At 41.8% G+C, this 19,936-nt stretch carries 18 protein-coding genes and 1 tRNA gene; 2 read left to right on the forward strand and 17 right to left on the reverse strand.

What is annotated here, in order from left to right; translation table 11 throughout:
* Positions 1-81 precede the first annotated feature (81 nt).
* A complete protein-coding gene (radC, locus tag BDE36_RS20685) occupies positions 82-780 on the reverse strand; it encodes a RadC family protein (protein ID WP_141816337.1) in 699 nt (232 codons plus the stop codon).
* 197 nt (positions 781-977) lie between these two features.
* Here radC and BDE36_RS20690 point away from each other — a divergent pair, with 197 nt between their 5' ends.
* Complete coding sequence (locus tag BDE36_RS20690) at positions 978-2,177, forward strand: hypothetical protein (RefSeq protein ID WP_141816338.1); 1,200 nt, start codon at positions 978-980, stop codon at positions 2,175-2,177.
* A gap of 453 nt (positions 2,178-2,630) precedes the next feature.
* Here BDE36_RS20690 and rpsT read toward each other — a convergent pair whose 3' ends face one another.
* A complete protein-coding gene (gene rpsT, locus BDE36_RS20695; RefSeq protein ID WP_128771241.1) occupies positions 2,631-2,885 on the reverse strand; it encodes a 30S ribosomal protein S20 in 255 nt (84 codons plus the stop codon).
* Between the two features lie 211 nt (positions 2,886-3,096).
* Between rpsT and BDE36_RS20700 the strand changes: the two genes are divergently transcribed.
* Positions 3,097-4,056: a zinc dependent phospholipase C family protein gene (locus BDE36_RS20700; RefSeq protein WP_141816339.1), complete on the forward strand. Its 960-nt coding sequence runs from the start codon at positions 3,097-3,099 to the stop codon at positions 4,054-4,056.
* 74 nt (positions 4,057-4,130) lie between these two features.
* Here the strand turns inward: BDE36_RS20700 and BDE36_RS20705 are convergent, their stop codons facing one another.
* The 15 genes from BDE36_RS20705 to BDE36_RS20775 form a co-directional block, all read right to left on the reverse strand.
* Complete coding sequence (locus BDE36_RS20705; protein WP_128771239.1) at positions 4,131-4,781, reverse strand: DedA family protein; 651 nt, start codon at positions 4,779-4,781, stop codon at positions 4,131-4,133.
* A gap of 66 nt (positions 4,782-4,847) precedes the next feature.
* Positions 4,848-5,567, reverse strand: coding sequence for a DUF4397 domain-containing protein (locus BDE36_RS20710; protein ID WP_161987738.1), 720 nt, complete (start codon positions 5,565-5,567; stop codon positions 4,848-4,850).
* A gap of 134 nt (positions 5,568-5,701) precedes the next feature.
* Complete coding sequence (locus tag BDE36_RS20715; protein WP_141816341.1) at positions 5,702-6,436, reverse strand: DUF4397 domain-containing protein; 735 nt, start codon at positions 6,434-6,436, stop codon at positions 5,702-5,704.
* Positions 6,437-6,572: 136 nt separating this feature from the next.
* Positions 6,573-7,250: a DUF4397 domain-containing protein gene (locus tag BDE36_RS20720; RefSeq protein WP_141816342.1), complete on the reverse strand. Its 678-nt coding sequence runs from the start codon at positions 7,248-7,250 to the stop codon at positions 6,573-6,575.
* 292 nt (positions 7,251-7,542) lie between these two features.
* The gene (gene dnaN / locus BDE36_RS20725) at positions 7,543-8,667 is read right to left on the reverse strand and encodes a DNA polymerase III subunit beta (RefSeq protein ID WP_128771235.1); all 1,125 of its coding nucleotides are present in this window, start codon (positions 8,665-8,667) and stop codon (positions 7,543-7,545) included.
* A gap of 278 nt (positions 8,668-8,945) precedes the next feature.
* Complete coding sequence (gene gldG, locus BDE36_RS20730) at positions 8,946-10,634, reverse strand: gliding motility-associated ABC transporter substrate-binding protein GldG (RefSeq protein ID WP_141816343.1); 1,689 nt, start codon at positions 10,632-10,634, stop codon at positions 8,946-8,948.
* Positions 10,628-11,356, reverse strand: coding sequence for a gliding motility-associated ABC transporter permease subunit GldF (gene gldF / locus BDE36_RS20735; protein WP_141816344.1), 729 nt, complete (start codon positions 11,354-11,356; stop codon positions 10,628-10,630). Before gldF ends, gldG begins: the two co-directional genes overlap by 7 nt.
* 32 nt (positions 11,357-11,388) lie before the next feature.
* Positions 11,389-11,910 carry an outer membrane beta-barrel protein gene (locus tag BDE36_RS20740; protein ID WP_141816345.1) on the reverse strand — a complete coding sequence of 174 codons (522 nt, stop codon included), beginning with the start codon at positions 11,908-11,910 and terminating at the stop codon, positions 11,389-11,391.
* Positions 11,911-12,051: 141 nt separating this feature from the next.
* Entirely contained in the window at positions 12,052-14,043 is a 1,992-nt protein-coding gene (locus BDE36_RS20745; RefSeq protein WP_141816346.1) for a M1 family metallopeptidase, read from the reverse strand.
* 77 nt (positions 14,044-14,120) lie between these two features.
* Positions 14,121-14,465 (reverse strand): ArsC family reductase, encoded by a 345-nt coding sequence (locus tag BDE36_RS20750; RefSeq protein ID WP_141816347.1) that lies wholly within the window; start codon positions 14,463-14,465, stop codon positions 14,121-14,123.
* 12 nt (positions 14,466-14,477) lie between these two features.
* Positions 14,478-16,931 (reverse strand): TonB-dependent receptor, encoded by a 2,454-nt coding sequence (locus BDE36_RS20755; protein ID WP_141816348.1) that lies wholly within the window; start codon positions 16,929-16,931, stop codon positions 14,478-14,480.
* A gap of 223 nt (positions 16,932-17,154) precedes the next feature.
* Entirely contained in the window at positions 17,155-17,715 is a 561-nt protein-coding gene (gene pth, locus BDE36_RS20760) for an aminoacyl-tRNA hydrolase (protein ID WP_141816349.1), read from the reverse strand.
* A 93-nt stretch (positions 17,716-17,808) separates the two neighbouring features.
* Positions 17,809-18,390 carry a 50S ribosomal protein L25/general stress protein Ctc gene (locus BDE36_RS20765; protein WP_128771227.1) on the reverse strand — a complete coding sequence of 194 codons (582 nt, stop codon included), beginning with the start codon at positions 18,388-18,390 and terminating at the stop codon, positions 17,809-17,811.
* A 182-nt stretch (positions 18,391-18,572) separates the two neighbouring features.
* The gene (locus BDE36_RS20770; protein ID WP_128771226.1) at positions 18,573-19,520 is read right to left on the reverse strand and encodes a ribose-phosphate pyrophosphokinase; all 948 of its coding nucleotides are present in this window, start codon (positions 19,518-19,520) and stop codon (positions 18,573-18,575) included.
* A 138-nt stretch (positions 19,521-19,658) separates the two neighbouring features.
* Positions 19,659-19,729: transfer RNA gene (locus BDE36_RS20775), tRNA-Gln, on the reverse strand.
* Positions 19,730-19,936 lie beyond the last annotated feature (207 nt).

Below are 19,936 nucleotides of genomic sequence, written 5' to 3' on the forward strand. Positions count from 1 at the left end.
GTAACAAGTAGCAGGTAGCAAGACGTCTTGCACAAGATACATTCATCTTGATACTTGATACTAAATACCTGATACTAAAACCTACATCATCCCCTCATCGGCAAAACTAAAAAAGGACTGGTTTGCAAAAATTAAATGATCGAGTACCGGCATGTCCAGCAGACTGCCTGCTTCGCAAAGCTTGCGCGTTAGATGTATGTCCGCTTGGCTGGGTTTTAGATTTCCGGAGGGATGATTGTGCGACAAAATCATTGATGCAGCATGATTTTCCAGGGCAGTCTGAAAGATGATCTTCGGATCTGCTATCGTACCCGACTGACCTCCTTTACTGATGAGATGCCTTGACAATACGTTGTTTGCCCGGCTCAGCAAAACTATCCAAAACTCTTCGTGGTTAAGATCGGCAAAGTAACGGCTCATCAGGGTAAAAACGTCTCTGCTTCCTGTAATCCGTTCCACCTTCTGCGACTCGGATTCCCGGCGCCGACGCCCCAGCTCGAGTGCGGCAATAATGGTAATCGCCTTCGCCTCCCCTATTCCCTTAAATTTCGATAGTTCATTTACTGATAATCTTCCCAGCTTGTCAAGGTCATTATCCAGCGAATGAAGAATTCGCCGGCTTAACTCTACTGCTGTTTCTTCCCTGTTACCCGATCCGATCAGGATCGCCGTCAACTCAGCGTCGGAAAGATTTCTTCTTCCCTGGGTGAGAAGCTTTTCCCGTGGTCTGTCTTCCTCGGCCCAGGATTTTATGGTGATTTTCTGGTTGTAGGTTTCCATAGCGAAATCTATAAAAAGAGCTCTGCTGAAAAGATGATCTTGATTACAAAATGAGCAAAAATTTCAATATAGATTCATTCTAAAATAAGTGATTGCTATCACAAATAATTATGAGCCATATGAAAACTAAACCTGACGCAGATCGTAGTAATCTATATTAAAACTATATATCTTTAATGTAACTTAAATATTAAGCCATGTGCAGGCTTTTCAAAAAAACCGGGATTGTTCTTCTACTTCTGACAACGATAAATGCGTTCGGTCAGCGCGGAAGCAGGTTGTTTTGCATAGATTTTTATGAAGGCACTATCAATCTTGAGCTAGATAGCTCCTTACTCATTGAAGTGCCGGCCAATCCATCAGAAGCTTCTGTTTTGTCATTTTACCGGAAAATAAAAACCAGCCGGTATCAACCTGTGATCGACACACTCCTTGCGTACAAACAAAAACTTCAGCTGAACGACTGGCTTTATTATCAGCTTATCCGTAAAACAGCTCAGCAGATAAGTCCAAAGGCAGCCAACTATACCAGGTATACGCTTTATAAATGGTTTCTGCTCGCCAAATCAGGTTATGATGCACGGCTTGCATTAACGCCCGATAAGATTATATTTTATGTTTATAATAATGAAGACATATCTGATATTCCTTTCTTTCAAGTAGATAACAAGAAATTCATGTGTCTGAATTATCACGATTATCCAAAAGCCGACCTTAATCAAACTCCTCCTATACCAATCACCCTTACTATCCAGGAGGCAAGGAATCCCTTCTCCTATAAAGTTACAAAAATGCCCGACTTCAAGCCCGAAAGCTATCTTAAGAAGGATATCGAGTTTAGTTACAAACAGAAGGTATATCACTTTAGTGTTAAACTAAATCCCGAGGTGGAATCTATCTTCAAAAATTACCCTGGTGTTGACTTCGAAGCTTACTTTAACATCCCCCTAAGCAAGGAAACTTACAGCTCTCTGATTCCATTGCTCAAAAAAAATGTAAGCGGAATGAACCAGAAAAAAGGAGTTGATTACTTAATGAAGTTTACGCGCTACGCTTTTCTCTATGAAGATGATGAAGAGAATTTCGGAAAAGAAAAACGGTTGTCGGCCGAAGAGACTTTATTTTCAAGACACAGCGACTGCGATGACCGGGCAGCCCTATTCTTCTATCTGGTTAAAGAGATCTATAACCTCCCGATGATCGCCATCTTGTATCCAACACATATTACAATGGCTGTTCAATTTGACAAGCCGGTTGGAAAACCTATCATTTATAAAGGGCGTAGGTACTCATTTTGCGAGCCCACACCTCAAAAAGAAAATCTGCAACTGGGGCAGATATCCTCAAAGCTCAGGAACACTCCTTATGAAATAGTGTATCAATACGAGCCACAATAAAGCAATCCGAAAAGCTGTGAACTACATAATATCAGTTCCTGCTACAATACCGGCTCCGACAATACGAGCAAAGTCCATAATTAGCACTGAACAATGAGCAACACATGAAAGGACTTGCATCATACCCTCTCCCAGCTGGGTTCGGCACGGGTATGAGATTTCTTCTACAGTTCTTCTAAAAATTCCTGTAGCTAGACCGAAGCCAGGCAATACCCAGACCGAACCCAAGTAGTTGCCACTACGAACATGGTCAGGAGAAGGTGTCTTATAATTCCATAAACATCGGATCGGGAATCCTCCATATAAGTTGTCGACTCGCTACAATCTCTTTTGCCAAAACCCTCAATAAACTTTCGGTTCCCGCTAGCTCATTATAAGCTTATCAAAAACGCATATAAACAAAAAGGGATACATATGTATCCCCTTTTCTATTCCTGAACAGAATATTATATCTTATTGTAAACCGTTAACAAACCTCGTCAACTTTGATTTATTATTGGAGGCTTTGTTCTTATGGATCACATTTTTCTTTGCAAGACGGTCAAGCATAGAAACTACTTTCAATAAAAGAGGAGATGCTTCTTCTTTAGAAGTAGTGCTACGTAATTGTTTAATTGCATTACGTGTAGTTTTTGCCTGGTAGCGGTTACGTAAGCGCTTAGCTGCATTAGACCTGATTCTCTTAATCGATGATTTATGATTTGCCATTTGTAAGCTTTTTGTCGTTCTTATTTTCGGACTGCAAATATAGGGCGATATATTTAAAAATCAAACACCTGCATGCTTTTTTAGTAAATTATTTCTCTGTATTCGATCTGTCCCGGTTAACAACTGATATCTGAAGTTTCCCTGAATAAATTATTTTACTATTATTGTCCAACCTTACAACATTGCTGGCGAACAGCAAGTTCATCTTAACATGCTCAAAAAAATTGGTTTAGCGGTAACTTTAGGAGGACTGGTTTTGGTCTGTTCGTCCTGGGGCTTTTTTGCACATAAACGTATTAGCCGTATGGCTGTCTTTACCTTACCGCCTGAAATGATCCACTTTTATAAAAACAACCTGACATTCATCACTGAACATTCTGTCGACCCCGACAAGAAACGTTATTCAGATCCTGCTGAGGGTACACGACATTTCCTCGACAGCGAACGATACGGAGCCAGTCCCTTTGATAGCATTCCAATGAAGTGGAAAGATGCAATTGCAAAGTACAGCGTTGATACGCTTAATCTCTATGGCACAGTCCCCTGGCAGATCGAGCGAACCTATTACGCACTGGTAAAGGCTTTTGAGCAACGCGACTCTATTCGCATCCTGAGACTATCGTCAAACATAAGCCATTATATCTCCGATGCCCATGTACCTCTTCATGCTACCTGGAATTACAATGGTCAGCTAACCAATCAAACTGGCATTCATGGTTTCTGGGAGAGTCGTCTTCCCGAACTGTTCTCAGATCATTATAATTTCTTTACAGGTAAAGCGCGATATATCGAAAATCCATTAAAAGAAGCATGGCAGATCTTAAAACAATCGCATCATTATAAAGACACGGTATTTATTATAGAAGCCGCCATCAGCAAGACGTTCCCTTCCGATAAAAAATACAGCTATTCGGAACGAAATGGAGTAGTTACCAGACAATATTCACGCGCTTATTCAAAGGCCTTCCATGATGCTCTAAATGGGATGGTAGAAGAACGGATGCGTTCTGCTATTCTCGAAACAGGATCCTACTGGTATTCTGCGTGGGTAGACGCCGGCCAGCCAAACTTAAATCAATTTAAATCGCATATCGACCCCGAAGAAAAAACAGGCGACAAAGACGATAAACTCTTTCGCAAGGGCAAAGTCCTTGGCAGGCCAGACCTGTGAGTTAAACGTGCAAGGTTGAGAGTTGAACGTATGTTCTCTAGCTTAAGGCTGTCGTCTGCCGATTGATCTTAGCTTTAAGCTTTTTCAGCTTTACTTCGCCCCCGGAATATTTCAATAACCGGCGGTACCAGCGAAAGAAGGATAATGGCAAAGATTACATAAGTGAAATTATCTTTTATAACCGGAAGTCCCCCAAAGAAATAGCCAATAAATAGAAATGAAGAAACCCACAGTATACCGCCTACTATATTATAAGATGCAAAACGACCATAACTCATCGTGCCCACCCCTGCAACGAAAGGTGCGAACGTACGTACGATCGGAACAAAACGAGCATATATAATAGTCTTTCCCCCATGCTTTAAATAAAATGCCTGGGTTTTCTCAAGATATTCCTTCTTCAGTAATTTGTACTTTCCGCTGAAAGCCTTAGGGCCTACATAATCACCAATATGGTAATTCGTCAAATCACCAAGAATGGCAGCAATAATCAGCAACAGGCACATTAAGAAGATATTTAGCTCGCTTTCTGGTTTGGCAATGATAGCGCCAGCTGCAAATAAGAGCGAGTCACCGGGAAGAAAAGGAGTTACAACAAATCCGGTTTCGGCAAAAATAACAAGGAACAGAATCAGATATGTCCATGTTTGATAGTCATTTACTATTTCGACAAGATGCTTATCGATATGTAAAACGAAGTCGATGAGTGTGCTAATAAATTCCAAAGCGTTGATTAAATTGTTGCAAAAATAACAATATAAGGCGGATTACATCTTTATTTGAAGGATTCCTTATCGTCTGTGTTCTTTATAAGATAGATTCAATTTGTTATTCTGAACGCCGTTCCACAAGTAAAATGTATAAATTCTGCGGGCTACTGCCTTAAAGTTCAGAGTTACAAGCGGTGTATTTCCGGCGGCAGGCTTGACTACGATTTGATGTGCGCTGGTGTCGATCATTGAATAATCACTCATCTTCAGGTATTCCTGGCCACTAAAAATACTTGCACTGTCTTTTATCCCTATATCGACGTTTCCGGCCGACGAGCTTAAGTTAACAAACCTCATCTTAGCGTGGTTTAATGAGTCGGGAGCAGATAAGTCATCCCCTACAAGCATCAATTGAGGAGAAGAAGAAGGCCCGGTAATAAAGCAACTATAATATCTCTCCGGATCCAGAGAAGCGCTTATCTGAGCAATGGGGGTAGTCGTACCATCGCCCGCAGAAACACCTGCAATCTGCCAGGTTCCCGAATAGATCTGATTATACACGCTGACGCTATCCAGGTCGACGGTACCTGTACGGAGCCTGTTATTATCAATTAAAAAATCTATACCGCTTGGCGATGGACTATACGAATTAAAAAACATAACGTATGATCTCTGCGGACGCGATTCGTCATCACCTTCAACGCAGGCTGAAAATAGGCTGACAACAGACAACAGTGTAACGAAGACGGCCAAACCGCTATTCAGTTTCAATGACCCGATTTTTAGCCACATGTATTTCATTGAGGTAAAATTATTAAAATACGCTGCAATAGTATAATTATTTCTTAGGCAGAATGCAGACGATTCCCTGGTGCTAAATAAAAAAAGAGGCATTATCATTAAAATGCCTCTTTTATTTACAGTTACACCAATTCTTATTTGGCAGCTTCGGTATGGTCTACCTTTCCGATACCCAGCGCCTTGGTACCAGTTCCGTTTTTAACTCCCCTTAGATACAGGGAATATGAACTTCCTTGTACGGGTGTAAAAGTATATGTTGCAAGAGGATTGGTGGTCGTACCTGTTTCATACACATTTACTTCAGTTGCGCCGGCGGTATATCCTTTAAACTCAGGATTAGGTTGACCTTCAGCACCGTGAAATTTCACATTCGTTAGCTTTTCAGTCGAGGTGCTGAATACAACGTCCACCGCTCCCGCGCTCTTACTTGCGTTAACAAAACGAATGGCAGCGTTACCGGCAGCAGGTGTAATCATCTTATCTTCCACAACAAAAGAAGAATCTCCTTTTCCTGCCACATAAACCGAATACGATTTGTCGCCCATAGGCACACGTCCTCCGGTTATTGCGGTGTTCGTATTTGAAGCATTAAAGAAGGCAATGGAAGCACCCTCTACCAAACCTTTATAATAAGACGAATTGTTTGAATAGGGGACAGCTGTTTGGGCAGCAGTACCATTATACCAGAAATACACTCCTTCCTGCGCATTAGGATCGGCATTAACAGCCAGAAGATCAGCATATTTAGGCACATAATCATCATCTTTACTCTTCAAGCAGGAGCTTAACAACACAGCAAATAAAAACAGCACAAAGCCCGTTGAAAGATATCCTTGAAATTTCTTAGGCAGGTAATTATCCAATCTCATAATCTTAGTTAAATGCGTTAAACATAAAATATCCTTACGTAACGTTGCAAAACAACGCTACAAAGGCTACGATAAAAAAAGCAAAAGCCCGGCCAAAGCAATTGACCGGGCTTCTGTATCACAATTATTACAAGTCTTAGTTATGTGAAATAACCTGTAAACTTACTTCGCTTGAACCTTTTAGTATTACGGTGTAAATCCTTCCGGCGTTCAACGCAGCGAAGTTCAGTGCAAGATTGCTGTTAGCTTGCCCTGCAGGATATACATTCAGTACTTGAGCTCCGGCCTCTACTTCGAAGAAATTAGAAACATCTCCGTACGCTACATTTGAGACCAATTTGTTGTTTGCAACAACCCCCAGGTCAACTTTACCTGCGGCAGAATTCAGGTGTACAAAGCGTATCTTCGCCTTACCTGAAGCTGGTGCACTAAGATCATCTTCCGTCGCGGTAATCTTCGCAGAGTTACCTGTTCCCGACAAAATAAAAGTATAATTTTTGTTATCCTTCAAATCAACATCTTCTGACGCATATACCTCGGAAGAACCGGTTGTTTTGAATTCTACGTCGCGGTCGTTACCCGAATTGGTGGTAGCGATATAACTCGATGCCTGATTCTCGGATACGGTTGTAACTTTAGTACCGTCTATGTAAAAGTCCTGTGAGCCTGAAGCTTCGGCAGAATTCACTACTTTTACATTCACCGACTTCCCATTTTCAATATCGTCATCATCGGAGCATGAACTGAATAATACGGTACCAAATACCGCCGCAATTAATGGAAGCTTTCTAAAAAGAGTCCTATTAGTTTTCATAGTTTTTGTAAATTAATTAATTAAACATTTTTCTAAATTATGCTACAACACAAATCGCTGCCTTTTTTTGCATAACACTACCCCTTATGCAAATCGCAGACCATATACCGAAAACAGATTTGGTTCAACACGCTGTATGCCTCCAAATGCGGACAAAAAAAATGGGCTATGCGAAAACATAGCCCATTTTTAGATTTTATACGTCTTAAAGTCAGAATATTACAAATATCCCAATTTTATAATCCAAATAGCTTAGGATTTTAGAAACTTGCTAATATAAATGTCTCCTATACTATGCATAAGTGTTCAGCATAACAGGCATCACCAGCATTAATACATCTTCTTTATCGTCGTTAGTTTGCGGAATAAGCAAGCCAGCACGGTTAGGGGTACTCATCTCTAGAGTTACTTCCTCTCCGCTCATGTTATTTAACATCTCAATAAGGAAGCGCGCATTAAACCCTATTTCCATATCCTCTCCTTCATACTGGCAGCTCAGGCGCTCATGGGCCTCGTTAGCAAAATCAATATCTTCCGAAGAAATATTCAGCTCACTTCCATTAATCTTCAGACGCACCTGATGAGTTGTCTTATTGGCAAAAATCACAACTCTCCGAAGCGACGCAAGGAACAATGCCCTGTCAATGGTCATCAGGTTAGTATTATTCTGAGGGATAACCGCTTCATAGTCCGGATAGCGTTCGTCGATCAGGCGGCAAATCAAATTGATGCTTCCAAAGCGGAAGAACGCGCTTGTTGTATTATATTCAACCGAGACATTAACATCATCAGCCGGAAGAGACGACTTTAACAACGTTAAAGCTTTCTTTGGCAAAATAAAAGAGGCCGATTGATCAGCCTTCGCATCCTTACGCCTGTAGCGAACCAGCTTATGGGCGTCTGTAGAAACGAATGTAAGGTGAGAGGGCGTTAGCTGGCAGTAAACTCCGGTCATAGCAGGACGTAATTCATCATTGCTCACTGCAAAGAGCGTCTTGTTGATCGCTTCCGACAGTACAGAAGCCGGAAGATTCACCGCTGAAGCATTTTCTACCGTCGGGATTTTTGGGAAGTCCTCCCCATTTTCTCCGCTCAGCTTGTATTTTCCATCGCCCGCATTGATCTCAATGGCAAACGTGCTGTCATCGACGTTAAACGCGATAGGCTGGTCTGGAAGTGTTTTCAACGTTTCAAGCAGGATCTTAGACGGAATAGCAATCTTCCCCTCCTCCTTAGACTCAACAGGCAGTGAAGTGGTCATACTGGTTTGAAGATCAGTCGCCGAAATGGTCAGAATTCCCTCCTTTATTTCGAAGAGAAAATTCTCAAGTATCGGCAGAACTGTACTACTGCTGGATGCTCCGTTTACCGCCTGCAACTGTTTTAATAATGTTGACGTCGAAACAATAAATCTCATATTTCAATAAATAAATTTCAATATTAATCCACCCGGGGGCAAAAAGAAGACTCCTGGGAGAAAAAGCCTTCAAACATCAAAAATAGAAAAGAAATTACAAGTATCAAGAAAGAAGTTATAGGTATTAAGTTTTAAGTAGTGGGTTGTAGGTTTGCCAGATACAACGATATCGTTTCTCCAGAATGACCTATTACTTACAGCTTACTACTTACAACCTGCAACTCACTACTCACACCCCACTACCTACAACCTACAACTCGCAACTTACAACCCACAACTTACAACCTAACGCTATACTTCCTTTTCCTGTAGACATACAGAACTACAGCCAGGATACTTAATAACACAAGGGGAAAGCAAACATTGATCACTTGCCAAATTGTTTTTTCCGATTTGATGCGTCCCTTATCCAGCAAACGCATCTTTACCTCCTTGGTACGCAGTTCTATGATGCCAGAGTCATCGGTTAAATAATCTATTGCATTGAGAAAAAAGGTCTTGTTACCATACTGCAGTCCCGTATATCGGTCAAACCCAAGGGGAAAGGGAGATCCGTCCTGACTGCTAACCTGGTTCTTTAAAATATCTCCATCAGCAATGACAATCATTTTAGCAGGCCGGCTTTTATCTGCAGAAATGTCCTGTGCCGGAACTCCTTCCGGAACGGGTCTGTTCGTAAAGTTCGATGGAAATGTCCCTTCCAGGAGCACTCCGACCGGAAGGGGCGCACCTGAAAACGACTTCGGATCGGGCTGCTGTTCAACCATCTCCAGCGAGATCATTGAGGGAGCGTTTAATACCCGGCTGAAAGGAGAAGAAGCCAAAATAACATGTTTCTTCACTCCTTTTACAGCAATAGTATCTATGGTATTGGCAAACTCGCTGCGAATGCCATCAAGGTTTTTTACGAGAGGGTGCTGCGACAATGGCATAAAGATAGGATAGAACAGCCATGGAACCATTTGAATCTGTGCCTGCCCACCGGTATTTCCTACATTTAAGGGAATCTGAGAGCAGTTCATATCGGCAATCAGGTTATAGTTGATCCTGACCCCATATCTGAAAAGGAGGTCATCCAGGTTGAGTTTTTTTGCGAATGCGAGTTGTGAACCCATGCCGCGGAGGCTGTCGAGTTCAGCATTCACGTTATCAATCGTCCAGAATATATTCCCTCCCCTCATGAGGAAGTAGTCTATTTTGTATTTCTCGACCTCAGTAAACTCTCTATCGGGCTTAGGCACCACCAGAACTTTCAGTGCGGCAAGCCCCTCCAATGAAATAGAACGAAGATCTACCCGGCCTGCTTCAAAAGCTCCCTGCAGGGAATTCATGGCATCGGCCAGTTGAAGATCTGTCAACTCACCATGCCCTTCAGTAAAACCTATCCTCGGCCTCCCGCCACTTTTCACCTTCCTGATGGCGCTTGTAAAAACATATTCAAGGTTTTGAACCGAATTATTCAATACTTCCTCAGGAGAAACGCCCATCTTCGTTTGGAAAAAGTTCACTGGCATTTCCCTGCCTTTGTAAATAACCAGGGCCGACGGAAAGATGATCTTTTGAGACAATCCTTCTTCCGTTTTTACACTGAGATTCGTAGGACTAAGTCCCTTTTCGGTAAGTTCCTGGTATAACTCATTATTACTTTGCTCTGTACCCAACGACGGGTTAACAAAATTAAAATGCAGCTTCCCATGAGAATAGGCCTTATAATCGTTAAGCAGGTCGCGCACTTCAGAACGAAGATGTTTGAATCCGGCAGGAAAATCGCCCTCGAGATATACCGTTATCTGCATATCATCATCAAGGGAAGCAAGCTCGTGTTTACTAATAGCCGAAAGGGTGTAACGTTTCTCTTTGGTAAAGTCTATCCTGGCAAAGAGAAACGAGGAAAGTACATTTACAATAACAACCAGTATTGTAAATATTCCAAGATACTGCAGATCCTTCTTTCTCACGTTCACCATCTTCGTCCTCCCAACACTGTTTTTGTCGCTACCAGAAACAACAATATGAAGCTAATGAAATACACCAGGTCGCGCGTGTCAAGAACTCCCCTGCTTACCGACTGGTAATGTTCATTAATCCCCAGGGCTGTAATAAATACATCAACAGACTGGAATGACAACAGCTGGCTCACAGAATCAAATCCGGAAAATGCAAAAAAGCACAAAAAGACAGCGATAATAAAAGAAACAATCTGATTGCGTGTAATGGAAGAAGCAAAAACGCCTATAGATACAAATGCAGAACCAAGCAGAAACAAACCAATGTAAGAACCTATAGTGGCCCCGCTATCTATATTACCAGTTGTAACCCCTAACTGGTAAACTGAAAGATACCAGATAAGCGTTGGCACCAGCGAGGCGAGAACGATCGTAACACAGGCAAAAAATTTGCCGGCAATGATCTGCCAGTCTGTAAGCGGACTTGTAGCAAGAAGTTCAAAGGTTCCTTCTTTCTTTTCTTCTGCAAACGAACGCATGGTTACTGCAGGGATAAGAAACATAAAAACATAAGGGGTTATACTAAAAAAGCTGTCCAGACTTGCATAGCCATACTCCAGGATACTGCTGTCTGGAAACACCCATAAAAGAAGCCCTGTAACTAGCAAAAATACACCAATAGCTATGTACGCTACAGCAGAAGTAAAAAAACCAGTAATCTCTTTATTTAAAACAGCAAACATCGCTAAGATGAAAATAATGCAATCGTGCTTTTTTAGAATTGATACCCAACCTTAAAAGTCAATTGACTGATATTACCGCCTTCGCGGGTCCATGATTCGAAACGAATGCCCGTATTTATGGCAGACCTGCCGGTAAGCCTCCACGAAGCTCCGACTCCGGGAGTCATGATAAAAACAGTTCCCGCGCCTTGCTGAATACCAAGACCGGTACCAAGCTCCATCTGTGCATACAACACCGGACTAAAATAATATTTAGCGCCTGCCTTCATGGGGATATAGGTACGGGTTTCCACCGGAGTCTCCTTACCTCCCTGGTAAAACGACATCACTCCAGCCGCACCTGTAGCATATAAAGATTTGGTAACCGGAATATCCAATCCACCCGACCCTCCGAACCCGTACCCAAACTGCTTGCCATATTCTCCTCCCGGAATTGAGAATTCCAGATCGGCATTAAGCCTTGGCCTTACAGGATATGGGGCATTAGAATCAGTTTGAGCCATTGTGCTGTACGAAGCCGCGGCAAACAATAAAGCTGTTACTATTCTTTTCATAATTCTTATACAAAGAAAGTTAATCTTACTATTAATTTCTAACAGAACTAAAGTATTACAGTTTATTTTTATTGGCTTATGATATACAGGCTTATATATACCTGGGGTTCAGCCCTTCAAACAACAGACGAACCGGACCTCTTATTGCCTTACTTTCCACGAATTATTGCCGGTATTGCAATCAGGTAATACATGATCCGGATCGAGCGTTACAGTAGAGATCTCTTCCGTAGAAGGATAAAGGAACGTCCAACTAATATCCCGCTTCCAGATTTCTACCGGAAGTTTAATTCTTGAAGTACTGCCGCTTTTGGTTTTCACTTCAACAATGGCTGGCATGGGCATCTTTTGAAGATTGGCTATGGTGATCAATGCTCCTTTTGACGGATCATTTTTATAATAACTTACTCCCGAGATTGCCTGATCCATCTTCCAGTTATTCAGAAACCAGCTCCTCCAAAACCAGCTTAAATCTTCTCCTGCGACATTCTCAATGGTCCTGAAGAAGTCATATGGTTCGGGGTGCTTGAAAGCCCAGCGGTCGATGTAAGCCTTAAAGGCGCGATCAAATCTTTCTTCGCCCAAAATCTGGTCGCGAAGCAACCAAAGTCCGAGTGCAGGCTTTACATACACCAGTATTGTACTATTTTGTTCTTTTATATTATCAGGCCCTGCCGTTACCGGCTCGAGGCTCTGGTCGGCAAGTATACGTGCCCACTTATGCATATCTCTTTGGTCCGACTTAAACTCCCCTTTATTGAACGTGTCGGCGGAGAGATAGTTAATAAAAGTATTAAGCCCTTCATCCATCCAGCTATGAAGGCGCTCGTTAGAACCCACTATCATCGGGAACCAGGTATGCCCAAACTCATGGTCTGTAACATCCCAAAGTCCCGCCCCTCTCTCCTTCCATGTACAGAAAACAATGCCCGGGTACTCCATACCGTTTAAGTCGGCAGCAACATTTACAGCCGCTGGATACGGATAAGGCATCCACTTAGCTGAGTAATGCTCCACCGACGCCTTTGTAAACTCGGTTGAGCGTTGCCATCCCGATTTATGGTTCGATTCAATTGGATATGCCGATACAGCCAGAGAGTTTCTCCCCTCGGGGAGATTGATCCTTGCAGCATCCAATATAAAAGCCGGAGACGACGCCCATGCTATATCCCTTGAGTTCTCAATACGAAAGTGCCATGTTAGCTCCTTTCTCCCTGACGGCCGCGACTTGGGATCAGCAACGTCCTTTGATGACCGAATGACTACAGTCCGGTCGCTCCGCTTTGCCTCATCCCACAATTTCTGCTGACTGGCGGTGTACACCTCCGACGGATTCAGAAGCTCACCCGAACATACGACAATATGATTTGCCGGAGCGGTTATATTCACATCAAACGTTCCGTATTCAAGGTAAAACTCCGAAAGGCCGGTATAGGGAGCGGTATTCCAGCCAACAATATCGTCGTACACACACATTCGCGGATACCATTGTGCAACCGCAAATATCTTTCCGTTTTTCGTTTCAAATATCCCTGTCCGGTCAGATCCATACATGGGCACTATAAACGAATAGTTTATTTTAATCTGAACCTTACCACCTTTTGGCTTCAAAGTGCCGGGTAGAAATACCTGCATTCTCGTATCTTCAATAGCATATTTCACAACAGCATTCTCACCGTCGGCAACACTTACTGATTTAATGTTAAAACCGGCATCAAAATCCTGCCCCTTCGTACCGCTGCGACTACCCGCCATAGGAATGATCCTGGCTCCTCTGGAATCCTGACGGAACAGGTTTTGGTCTAGCTGCAGCCAGAGAAACTCAAGTTCGTCGGGACTATTATTGGTATAAGTAATTACCTCTGTACCCGATATTTCGTTCTTAACATCATCAAGCTTAACATTTATCTGATAGTCTGCCTGGTTCTGCCAGTAAGCAATGCCGGGTTTCCCCGATGCAGAGCGATATTCCGTGCCATTTTTCAGATAAAAAGAGGTATTGAACGCTTCATTATAATTATAAACACTCGCCGCACTGCTATTATTAAAATAACCGTCGCTCTCCTGCGCACTCAGGCTAAAGTGTATTAAAAAAGCCAGCGTAACACTGGCGTAAAAGTATTTTCTGTACATGTTAATAGCAATGCAATAATTCATTACAACGCAAAAAGAGGGCTCTTTGTTACGTTTTCTTGAATAAAGCATCAATATCAGCTCAATTTTTCTTCATAGGCCACTTCGTCAAATCCTGAAAGAAGAACATGATCATCTTCTATTACTGGTCTTTTAATGATACTTGTTTTATCCTGCAGAAGCTTGAAAGCTGCTTCTGGTGTTGTTATAGAGTCCTGCGTCTCGCGATCCAGTTTCTTCCAGGTGGTGCCACGCTTATTAATAAGAGATTCCCATCCAAGTCCTGAGGCCCATTCCTGCAGCTTTTCCAACGAAATACCTTGTTTCTTAAAGTCGTGAAATTCATACCTGACATGATGCTCATCGAGCCATCTCAATGCCTTTTTCACCGTATCACAATTTTTTATGCCGTATACTTTCATAATATAAAACGATTACTCTCCCTGATTACTTTTGCCTCCGCTGACATCATCATTCTTAATACCCCGCTTATTTTTCTTAATGCTTCCTTCAAGCTTCCCAAACCGGTAGTTCAAACTCAGACTATATGAACGAAAATAGTTGCGATAATTGCTCGATTGCGTAAAATCAGCGCCGGTAGTTTCATTGATGTATTCGCGGTATTTAGCAAAGGGATTATTTGTAGAAGCCGAAAAGGTTAGTTTATCTTTGATCACTTCCTTATTCACACTAAGTGACGTATAATAATAAGAGTTTCCCTGCCCCTGAAGGGTAATATAAGGAGAGCTATAGCTGAAGTTAGCATTTACACGCCAGCCCTTCTCAAACTTGTAACCAGTTCCCCCATAAAAATAGCCCCTGAACCCGTCATTACTTACGTTAAACCCGTTAATCACACCCTTTATCCAAACGTAATTCATGTTGCCGCTGATATTAAAGTCCCACTTTTTTGTAATAGGATAGTTGATATTAAAGTTGCTGCCCAGCGACTTATCCTTACCAATATTGTCGTATGAAGTAAAGGTAACACCTCTGCTGTTGTCATAAACTGATATCTGCTGGATAGTATTGTTGGAGAAGCTGTAGTTAAGACCGATGTTGAAGGATCCTTTCTTAAACTTGCTATAACTTAATCTGATATCATTACTTAGAACAGGCCTTAGATCTGGATTTCCTGTGGATTCAAAATTGGGATTAGACCTGTCGACAAATGGATTTAAATTCCAGATGCTGGGACGTTGTATGCGCTGTGTAAACCCGAAATTTAAGCTACTCATATCTTTAAATTTCCGGTTAATGGATATAGTGGGAATGATATTGAAATAGTCTTTCTTCAAGTCAGAGTCGGTTGAGATAAAGTTAGCTTTTATAAGTGTCTCTTCTATTCTTACGCCTGCTTTAAAGCCCCAGTTTTTTAAATTATACTGATAGGAATTATATGCGCCTATCACGTCCTGATTATTATCAAATGTATTCGTACGTCGCGGATCTGTCGCAAATAATCCTTCAGTATTTAACGAATCATACCTGAAATCGCTGTTGTTATCTCTCAGAATCGCTTTCACACCTGCTTCAAGAGTTAGTTTCTTAAAAGGGTGAACGTAGTCAGCCTGTATCGTCTGTTCTCCCGAACCGCTTTTGTTGTGCTGATGATAATCAGGCGTATTGTAATTGATCCTGTCCGAGACTCCTAACTGATCGAACGTTTTGTCGTCAGAATTACTGTAACGGTAAGAGAAAGTCAGCATACGATCCTTCTTACCTTTAAAACCCAGCTGATAATTTAGTGCGAGGTCTATTCCTTTCCAATTATTCTCACTGTTGTTGTTGAGCGTATACCCTTCCACTATTGAATTTTGCGAAAAAGTCTGAGACATCTGCGATCCTTTCGAATCATAATTGCCGTTGTTGAAACCAATTTCTGCAGTGATGAGGTTCAATGTGTCTATTTCAAAACTAAACTCCGTTCCTACGTAAACAAACCGGTTGTCAAACTCCCTTAAGCCGTTCTGCGACAGAGAACGGGGATTTGTACCGGTACTTACACGGTTGCTAAAATAGGATGTCTGCGGCTGACTGTACGTGCCAAAGCCTCCATAGCCCGATGCTCCGAATTTACCCTGCTTTACAGTATAATTGCCTCCTACCCGTGGCCCTCCGACAGGGAAGCGCCCTCCTACATTCAGACTGCCATTATAGCCATTATCGACTTTTTTTGTGGTAATTATATTGATAATACCCGCAATTCCTTCACTATCGTATTTGGCAGGCGGAGTTGTAATAACCTCTATCTTTTGAATACTTGAAGCAGGCATACTTCTTAAAACATCTTTGGGATTTTTGGCCACCATACTCGAAGGCTTTCCATTAATCAGTATCTTGTAGTTCGAATTACCCTGAAGTTTGATATTATCATCGGCATCCAGAGAAAGAAGCGGTACTTTGCGCATCATATCAAGGACGTTATTGACCTTACTTTCGGGATCGGCCTGCAAATCATAGGAGATTCGGTCTACCTCCTGTTGAATTATGGGGCGCTCAGCCGTAACACTGACCTCTTTCAACTGGTTGTGTTTTGCCGAAAGTACAATTGTACCCAGGTTGGTTTCAGGCCGGTCACTGCCAACTGCGATGTTTACCGGTATGGATTTAGAGCTGTGCCCAACAGAAATGACAGTAATAGTATATTTCCCTGCCGCTATCTTAGAGAAATTAAAAACTCCTTTTCCGTCGGTCAAAGCACTCTTTAGAGGTTTATTGTCACTGCTTTTCAAACTTACGGTTACATACTCCAGCGCTTTCGCACTGGCAGAATCAACAATAATACCTTTAATTGAATACGAGACTGGTCCGGTTTGGGCCGATACGATAAGAACATTGAAGAAGAGAACTACTCCTAAAAGGCCGGATTTGATGAGAGGTTTCATATATGGGTTCAAGATTGTTAGCCAGGTTTCCAGTACATGTTAATAAATAGAAACTATCTCAAAACCCCCACCCACCGCAGTAACTAAATATTTAGTAGCAAATATAAAACAAGATTTATTACGATAATGTTAAAAAATGTTATTTTATTTCCAATGACTATATCATGCTAACTAACAGCTAGTTAATTAAAAATCACCTTAAGTCGGAACCCAAAACCGTTCTTTACTTATTATATCGGGTCATTGTGAGCTCAGTTCCAACAGCAACAAAACTCTTTACTATCTCTATGGACCGTTCAATGAGAGCGGGGAGCTCTAACTGTTCTTCTTTATCAAAGCCGCTGAGGACATAGTCAATCTGTCTTCCTCTGGAGAAATTATCTCCTATTCCAAAGCGTAAACGCGGGTAGTCCTGACCACCAACAAGAGCCTCAATACTTTTAAGGCCGTTATGGCCGGCGTTTCCTCCTTTGGGCTTCAGGCGGATCGATCCAAAGGGAATAGCAAGATCGTCAACGATAACCAGTATATGTTCACGTGGAATTTTTAATTCATGCATCCAATAATTAACCGCCTTTCCGCTAAGGTTCATAAAGGTTGTTGGCTTTATCAGGTGTATCTGGCGTCCTTTGTGACTTAATTCAGTATAATAGGCCAGCCTGAGGTTACTAAATGTCACACCGGCTTCTTTAGCCATTTCGTCGGCAATCATAAAGCCAATGTTATGCCGTGTATCTGCATACTCCGGGCCTATGTTTCCAAGACCCACAACAAGGTATTTCATAACGCAAAAGTAATTATTGATGCTAAAAGCTTCATATGAAAACAAAAAAGCCGGAAACCAATGGCATCCGGCTTTCTTTATTAAAGATTAAGACTACTTGCCTTTGGCTGCATCCTGTTCTGCCTGCCTTAAAGCACGTGAAGTAGTAACAGACACGATCGTATCCTCCGGAGTATTTACAATCGCAAAATTGTCAAACTTCAAATCACGAACACGAACTGATTTACCAACTTCCAGGGGCTCAATGCTTACTTCAACATATTGAGGCATATCTTTAGGTAATGCTTTTACACGCAGCTTACGCAGTTTTTGTACAAGCTTACCACCCATTTTTACTCCAGGAGAAGTACCTGTTAACTTCACAGGGATCTGCATGATAAGAGGTTTACTTTCGTTTACCTGATAAAAATCAATATGCAGCAATTTATCAGTCAGGGGATGAAACTGAGCGTCCTGAACAATAGCCTGAGTTTTTACTCCATCTACATCAATTTCTACAAAGTTTGCATCTGCACTGTAAATAAGATCTTTCAGATCACTTGCTTCAACTGCAAAATGAACCTGTTCCTTGCCACCATACAATACAGCCGGAACCTTACCTTCGTAACGTAGTTCCTTTGCATCGCGTTTCCCTACATTCCCTCTTAGGGAACCGCTAATAGCGATAGTTTTCATAATAAAAAATTAAATTAGTGTATAAAATTATTATTCAGACTCTCTACCGGCATTCATCACCGACACAGAATTTTATTCTTTAAACTTTCTACTTTAGTCCCTCAGCTTTATGCTTTTACCTTTCAGCTTTATACTTTTGGCTTTTAGCTTTAGTCTTTCAGCTTTTACCTTTTAACTCTCCCTTATCCCTCTACACTAAACAGATTACTGATAGAACCATGTTCGTCAACAATGCCGATAGCTTTTGCAAAAAGATCTGCAGTAGACAACACTTTTATCTTTTCAGACTCTCTCACAACTGGAATAGTGTCGGTAACAATAAGTTCAGCCAGGGCCGAGTTCTCAATGGTTTCATAGGCCTTACCCGAAAGAACAGGATGCGTACATACCGCTCTTACGCTGTTCGCGCCATTCTCCATGATCAAACCCGCTGCCTTCGCCAATGTTCCTGCAGTATCACAAATATCATCAATCAATACTATATCCTGCCCTGTAACATCTCCAATGATCGACATAGATTCGATTTCATTAGCCCTTTTACGTCTCTTGTCGCATATTACAACCTCTGCATTAAAGAACTTAGCAAATGAACGTGCCCTGTAGGAACCACCCATATCCGGAGAAGCTATAGTAAGGTTCTGAAGGTTAAGACTCTTGATATAAGGTACAAATATTACCGAAGCATCGAGATGATCAACCGGGATGTCAAAGAAACCTTGTATCTGGGCTGCATGCAGGTCCATTGTCATGATCCTGTGCGCTCCTGCTGCAGTGACAAGATTCGCAACCATTTTTGCTCCTATAGCTACTCTTGGTTTATCTTTTCTGTCCTGCCTTGCCATACCAAAGTAGGGCATCACTACGGTGATATAATGTGCCGACGCTCTTTTGGCAGCATCAATCATTAAAAGCAGCTCTATCAGGTTATCGTAAGGCTGATTAGTTGACTGAATCAGGAAAACATTAGAACCACGGATTGTCTCGTTAAAGAAAGGCTGAAATTCGCCATCACTAAAATGCGACAAAACAATATCTCCTAATTTCTGACCATACGACTTTGCTATTTTAGCGGCAAGCTCTGTTGTACCGGAACCGGCAAATAACTTAACAGGATTTAACTGGAGTGACATCTTTTAATCTTTCGGATTTCGAATATGCATGATTACGGAATTCCGTTACTGATGTAAATATAAACCTAAGAACATCGTAGGATATATAAACCCGAACTATGTGCCACCACAAATGGGTGATCATAAATCCGAACTTTGTTGCCCGACCAGGATTCGAACCTAGACAAACAGAACCAAAATCTGTCGTACTACCTTTATACTATCGGGCAATTTACCGCTTCAAAACGCTTCTGCGAAACGGAATGCAAATATAGGGCGATAATATTTTAAACCAAAAACAATTTATAAAAAATAAGAACCGTGATAATTTGACGCTAAACTGGCTCTCCCGACGAGGGATAAAAGAACTTTTACATTGAAAATCAATAGATTAATAACACAATAAACCAAACACTAATTTATATTGGCTATAAGGC

The organism is Arcticibacter tournemirensis (genome assembly GCF_006716645.1).
Classification (GTDB): domain Bacteria; phylum Bacteroidota; class Bacteroidia; order Sphingobacteriales; family Sphingobacteriaceae; genus Arcticibacter; species Arcticibacter tournemirensis.

Bases quoted from the DNA above. Each gene is read 5' to 3' on its own strand.
- BDE36_RS20750 (WP_141816347.1), bottom strand. From the start codon at position 14,465: ATGAAAGTATACGGCATAAAAAATTGTGATACGGTGAAAAAGGCATTG.
- gldF (WP_141816344.1), bottom strand. From the start codon at position 11,356: ATGTTTGCTGTTTTAAATAAAGAGATTACTGGTTTTTTTACTTCTGCT.
- BDE36_RS20765 (WP_128771227.1), bottom strand. From the start codon at position 18,390: ATGAAAACTATCGCTATTAGCGGTTCCCTAAGAGGGAATGTAGGGAAA.
- gldG (WP_141816343.1), bottom strand. From the start codon at position 10,634: ATGGTGAACGTGAGAAAGAAGGATCTGCAGTATCTTGGAATATTTACA.
- BDE36_RS20770 (WP_128771226.1), bottom strand. From the start codon at position 19,520: ATGTCACTCCAGTTAAATCCTGTTAAGTTATTTGCCGGTTCCGGTACA.
- BDE36_RS20720 (WP_141816342.1), bottom strand. From the start codon at position 7,250: ATGAAAACTAATAGGACTCTTTTTAGAAAGCTTCCATTAATTGCGGCG.
- BDE36_RS20715 (WP_141816341.1), bottom strand. From the start codon at position 6,436: ATGAGATTGGATAATTACCTGCCTAAGAAATTTCAAGGATATCTTTCA.
- dnaN (WP_128771235.1), bottom strand. From the start codon at position 8,667: ATGAGATTTATTGTTTCGACGTCAACATTATTAAAACAGTTGCAGGCG.
- BDE36_RS20755 (WP_141816348.1), bottom strand. From the start codon at position 16,931: ATGAAACCTCTCATCAAATCCGGCCTTTTAGGAGTAGTTCTCTTCTTC.
- BDE36_RS20710 (WP_161987738.1), bottom strand. From the start codon at position 5,567: ATGAAATACATGTGGCTAAAAATCGGGTCATTGAAACTGAATAGCGGT.
- BDE36_RS20690 (WP_141816338.1), top strand. From the start codon at position 978: ATGTGCAGGCTTTTCAAAAAAACCGGGATTGTTCTTCTACTTCTGACA.
- BDE36_RS20745 (WP_141816346.1), bottom strand. From the start codon at position 14,043: ATGTACAGAAAATACTTTTACGCCAGTGTTACGCTGGCTTTTTTAATA.
- BDE36_RS20740 (WP_141816345.1), bottom strand. From the start codon at position 11,910: ATGAAAAGAATAGTAACAGCTTTATTGTTTGCCGCGGCTTCGTACAGC.
- BDE36_RS20700 (WP_141816339.1), top strand. From the start codon at position 3,097: ATGCTCAAAAAAATTGGTTTAGCGGTAACTTTAGGAGGACTGGTTTTG.
- rpsT (WP_128771241.1), bottom strand. From the start codon at position 2,885: ATGGCAAATCATAAATCATCGATTAAGAGAATCAGGTCTAATGCAGCT.
- radC (WP_141816337.1), bottom strand. From the start codon at position 780: ATGGAAACCTACAACCAGAAAATCACCATAAAATCCTGGGCCGAGGAA.
- pth (WP_141816349.1), bottom strand. From the start codon at position 17,715: ATGAAATACCTTGTTGTGGGTCTTGGAAACATAGGCCCGGAGTATGCA.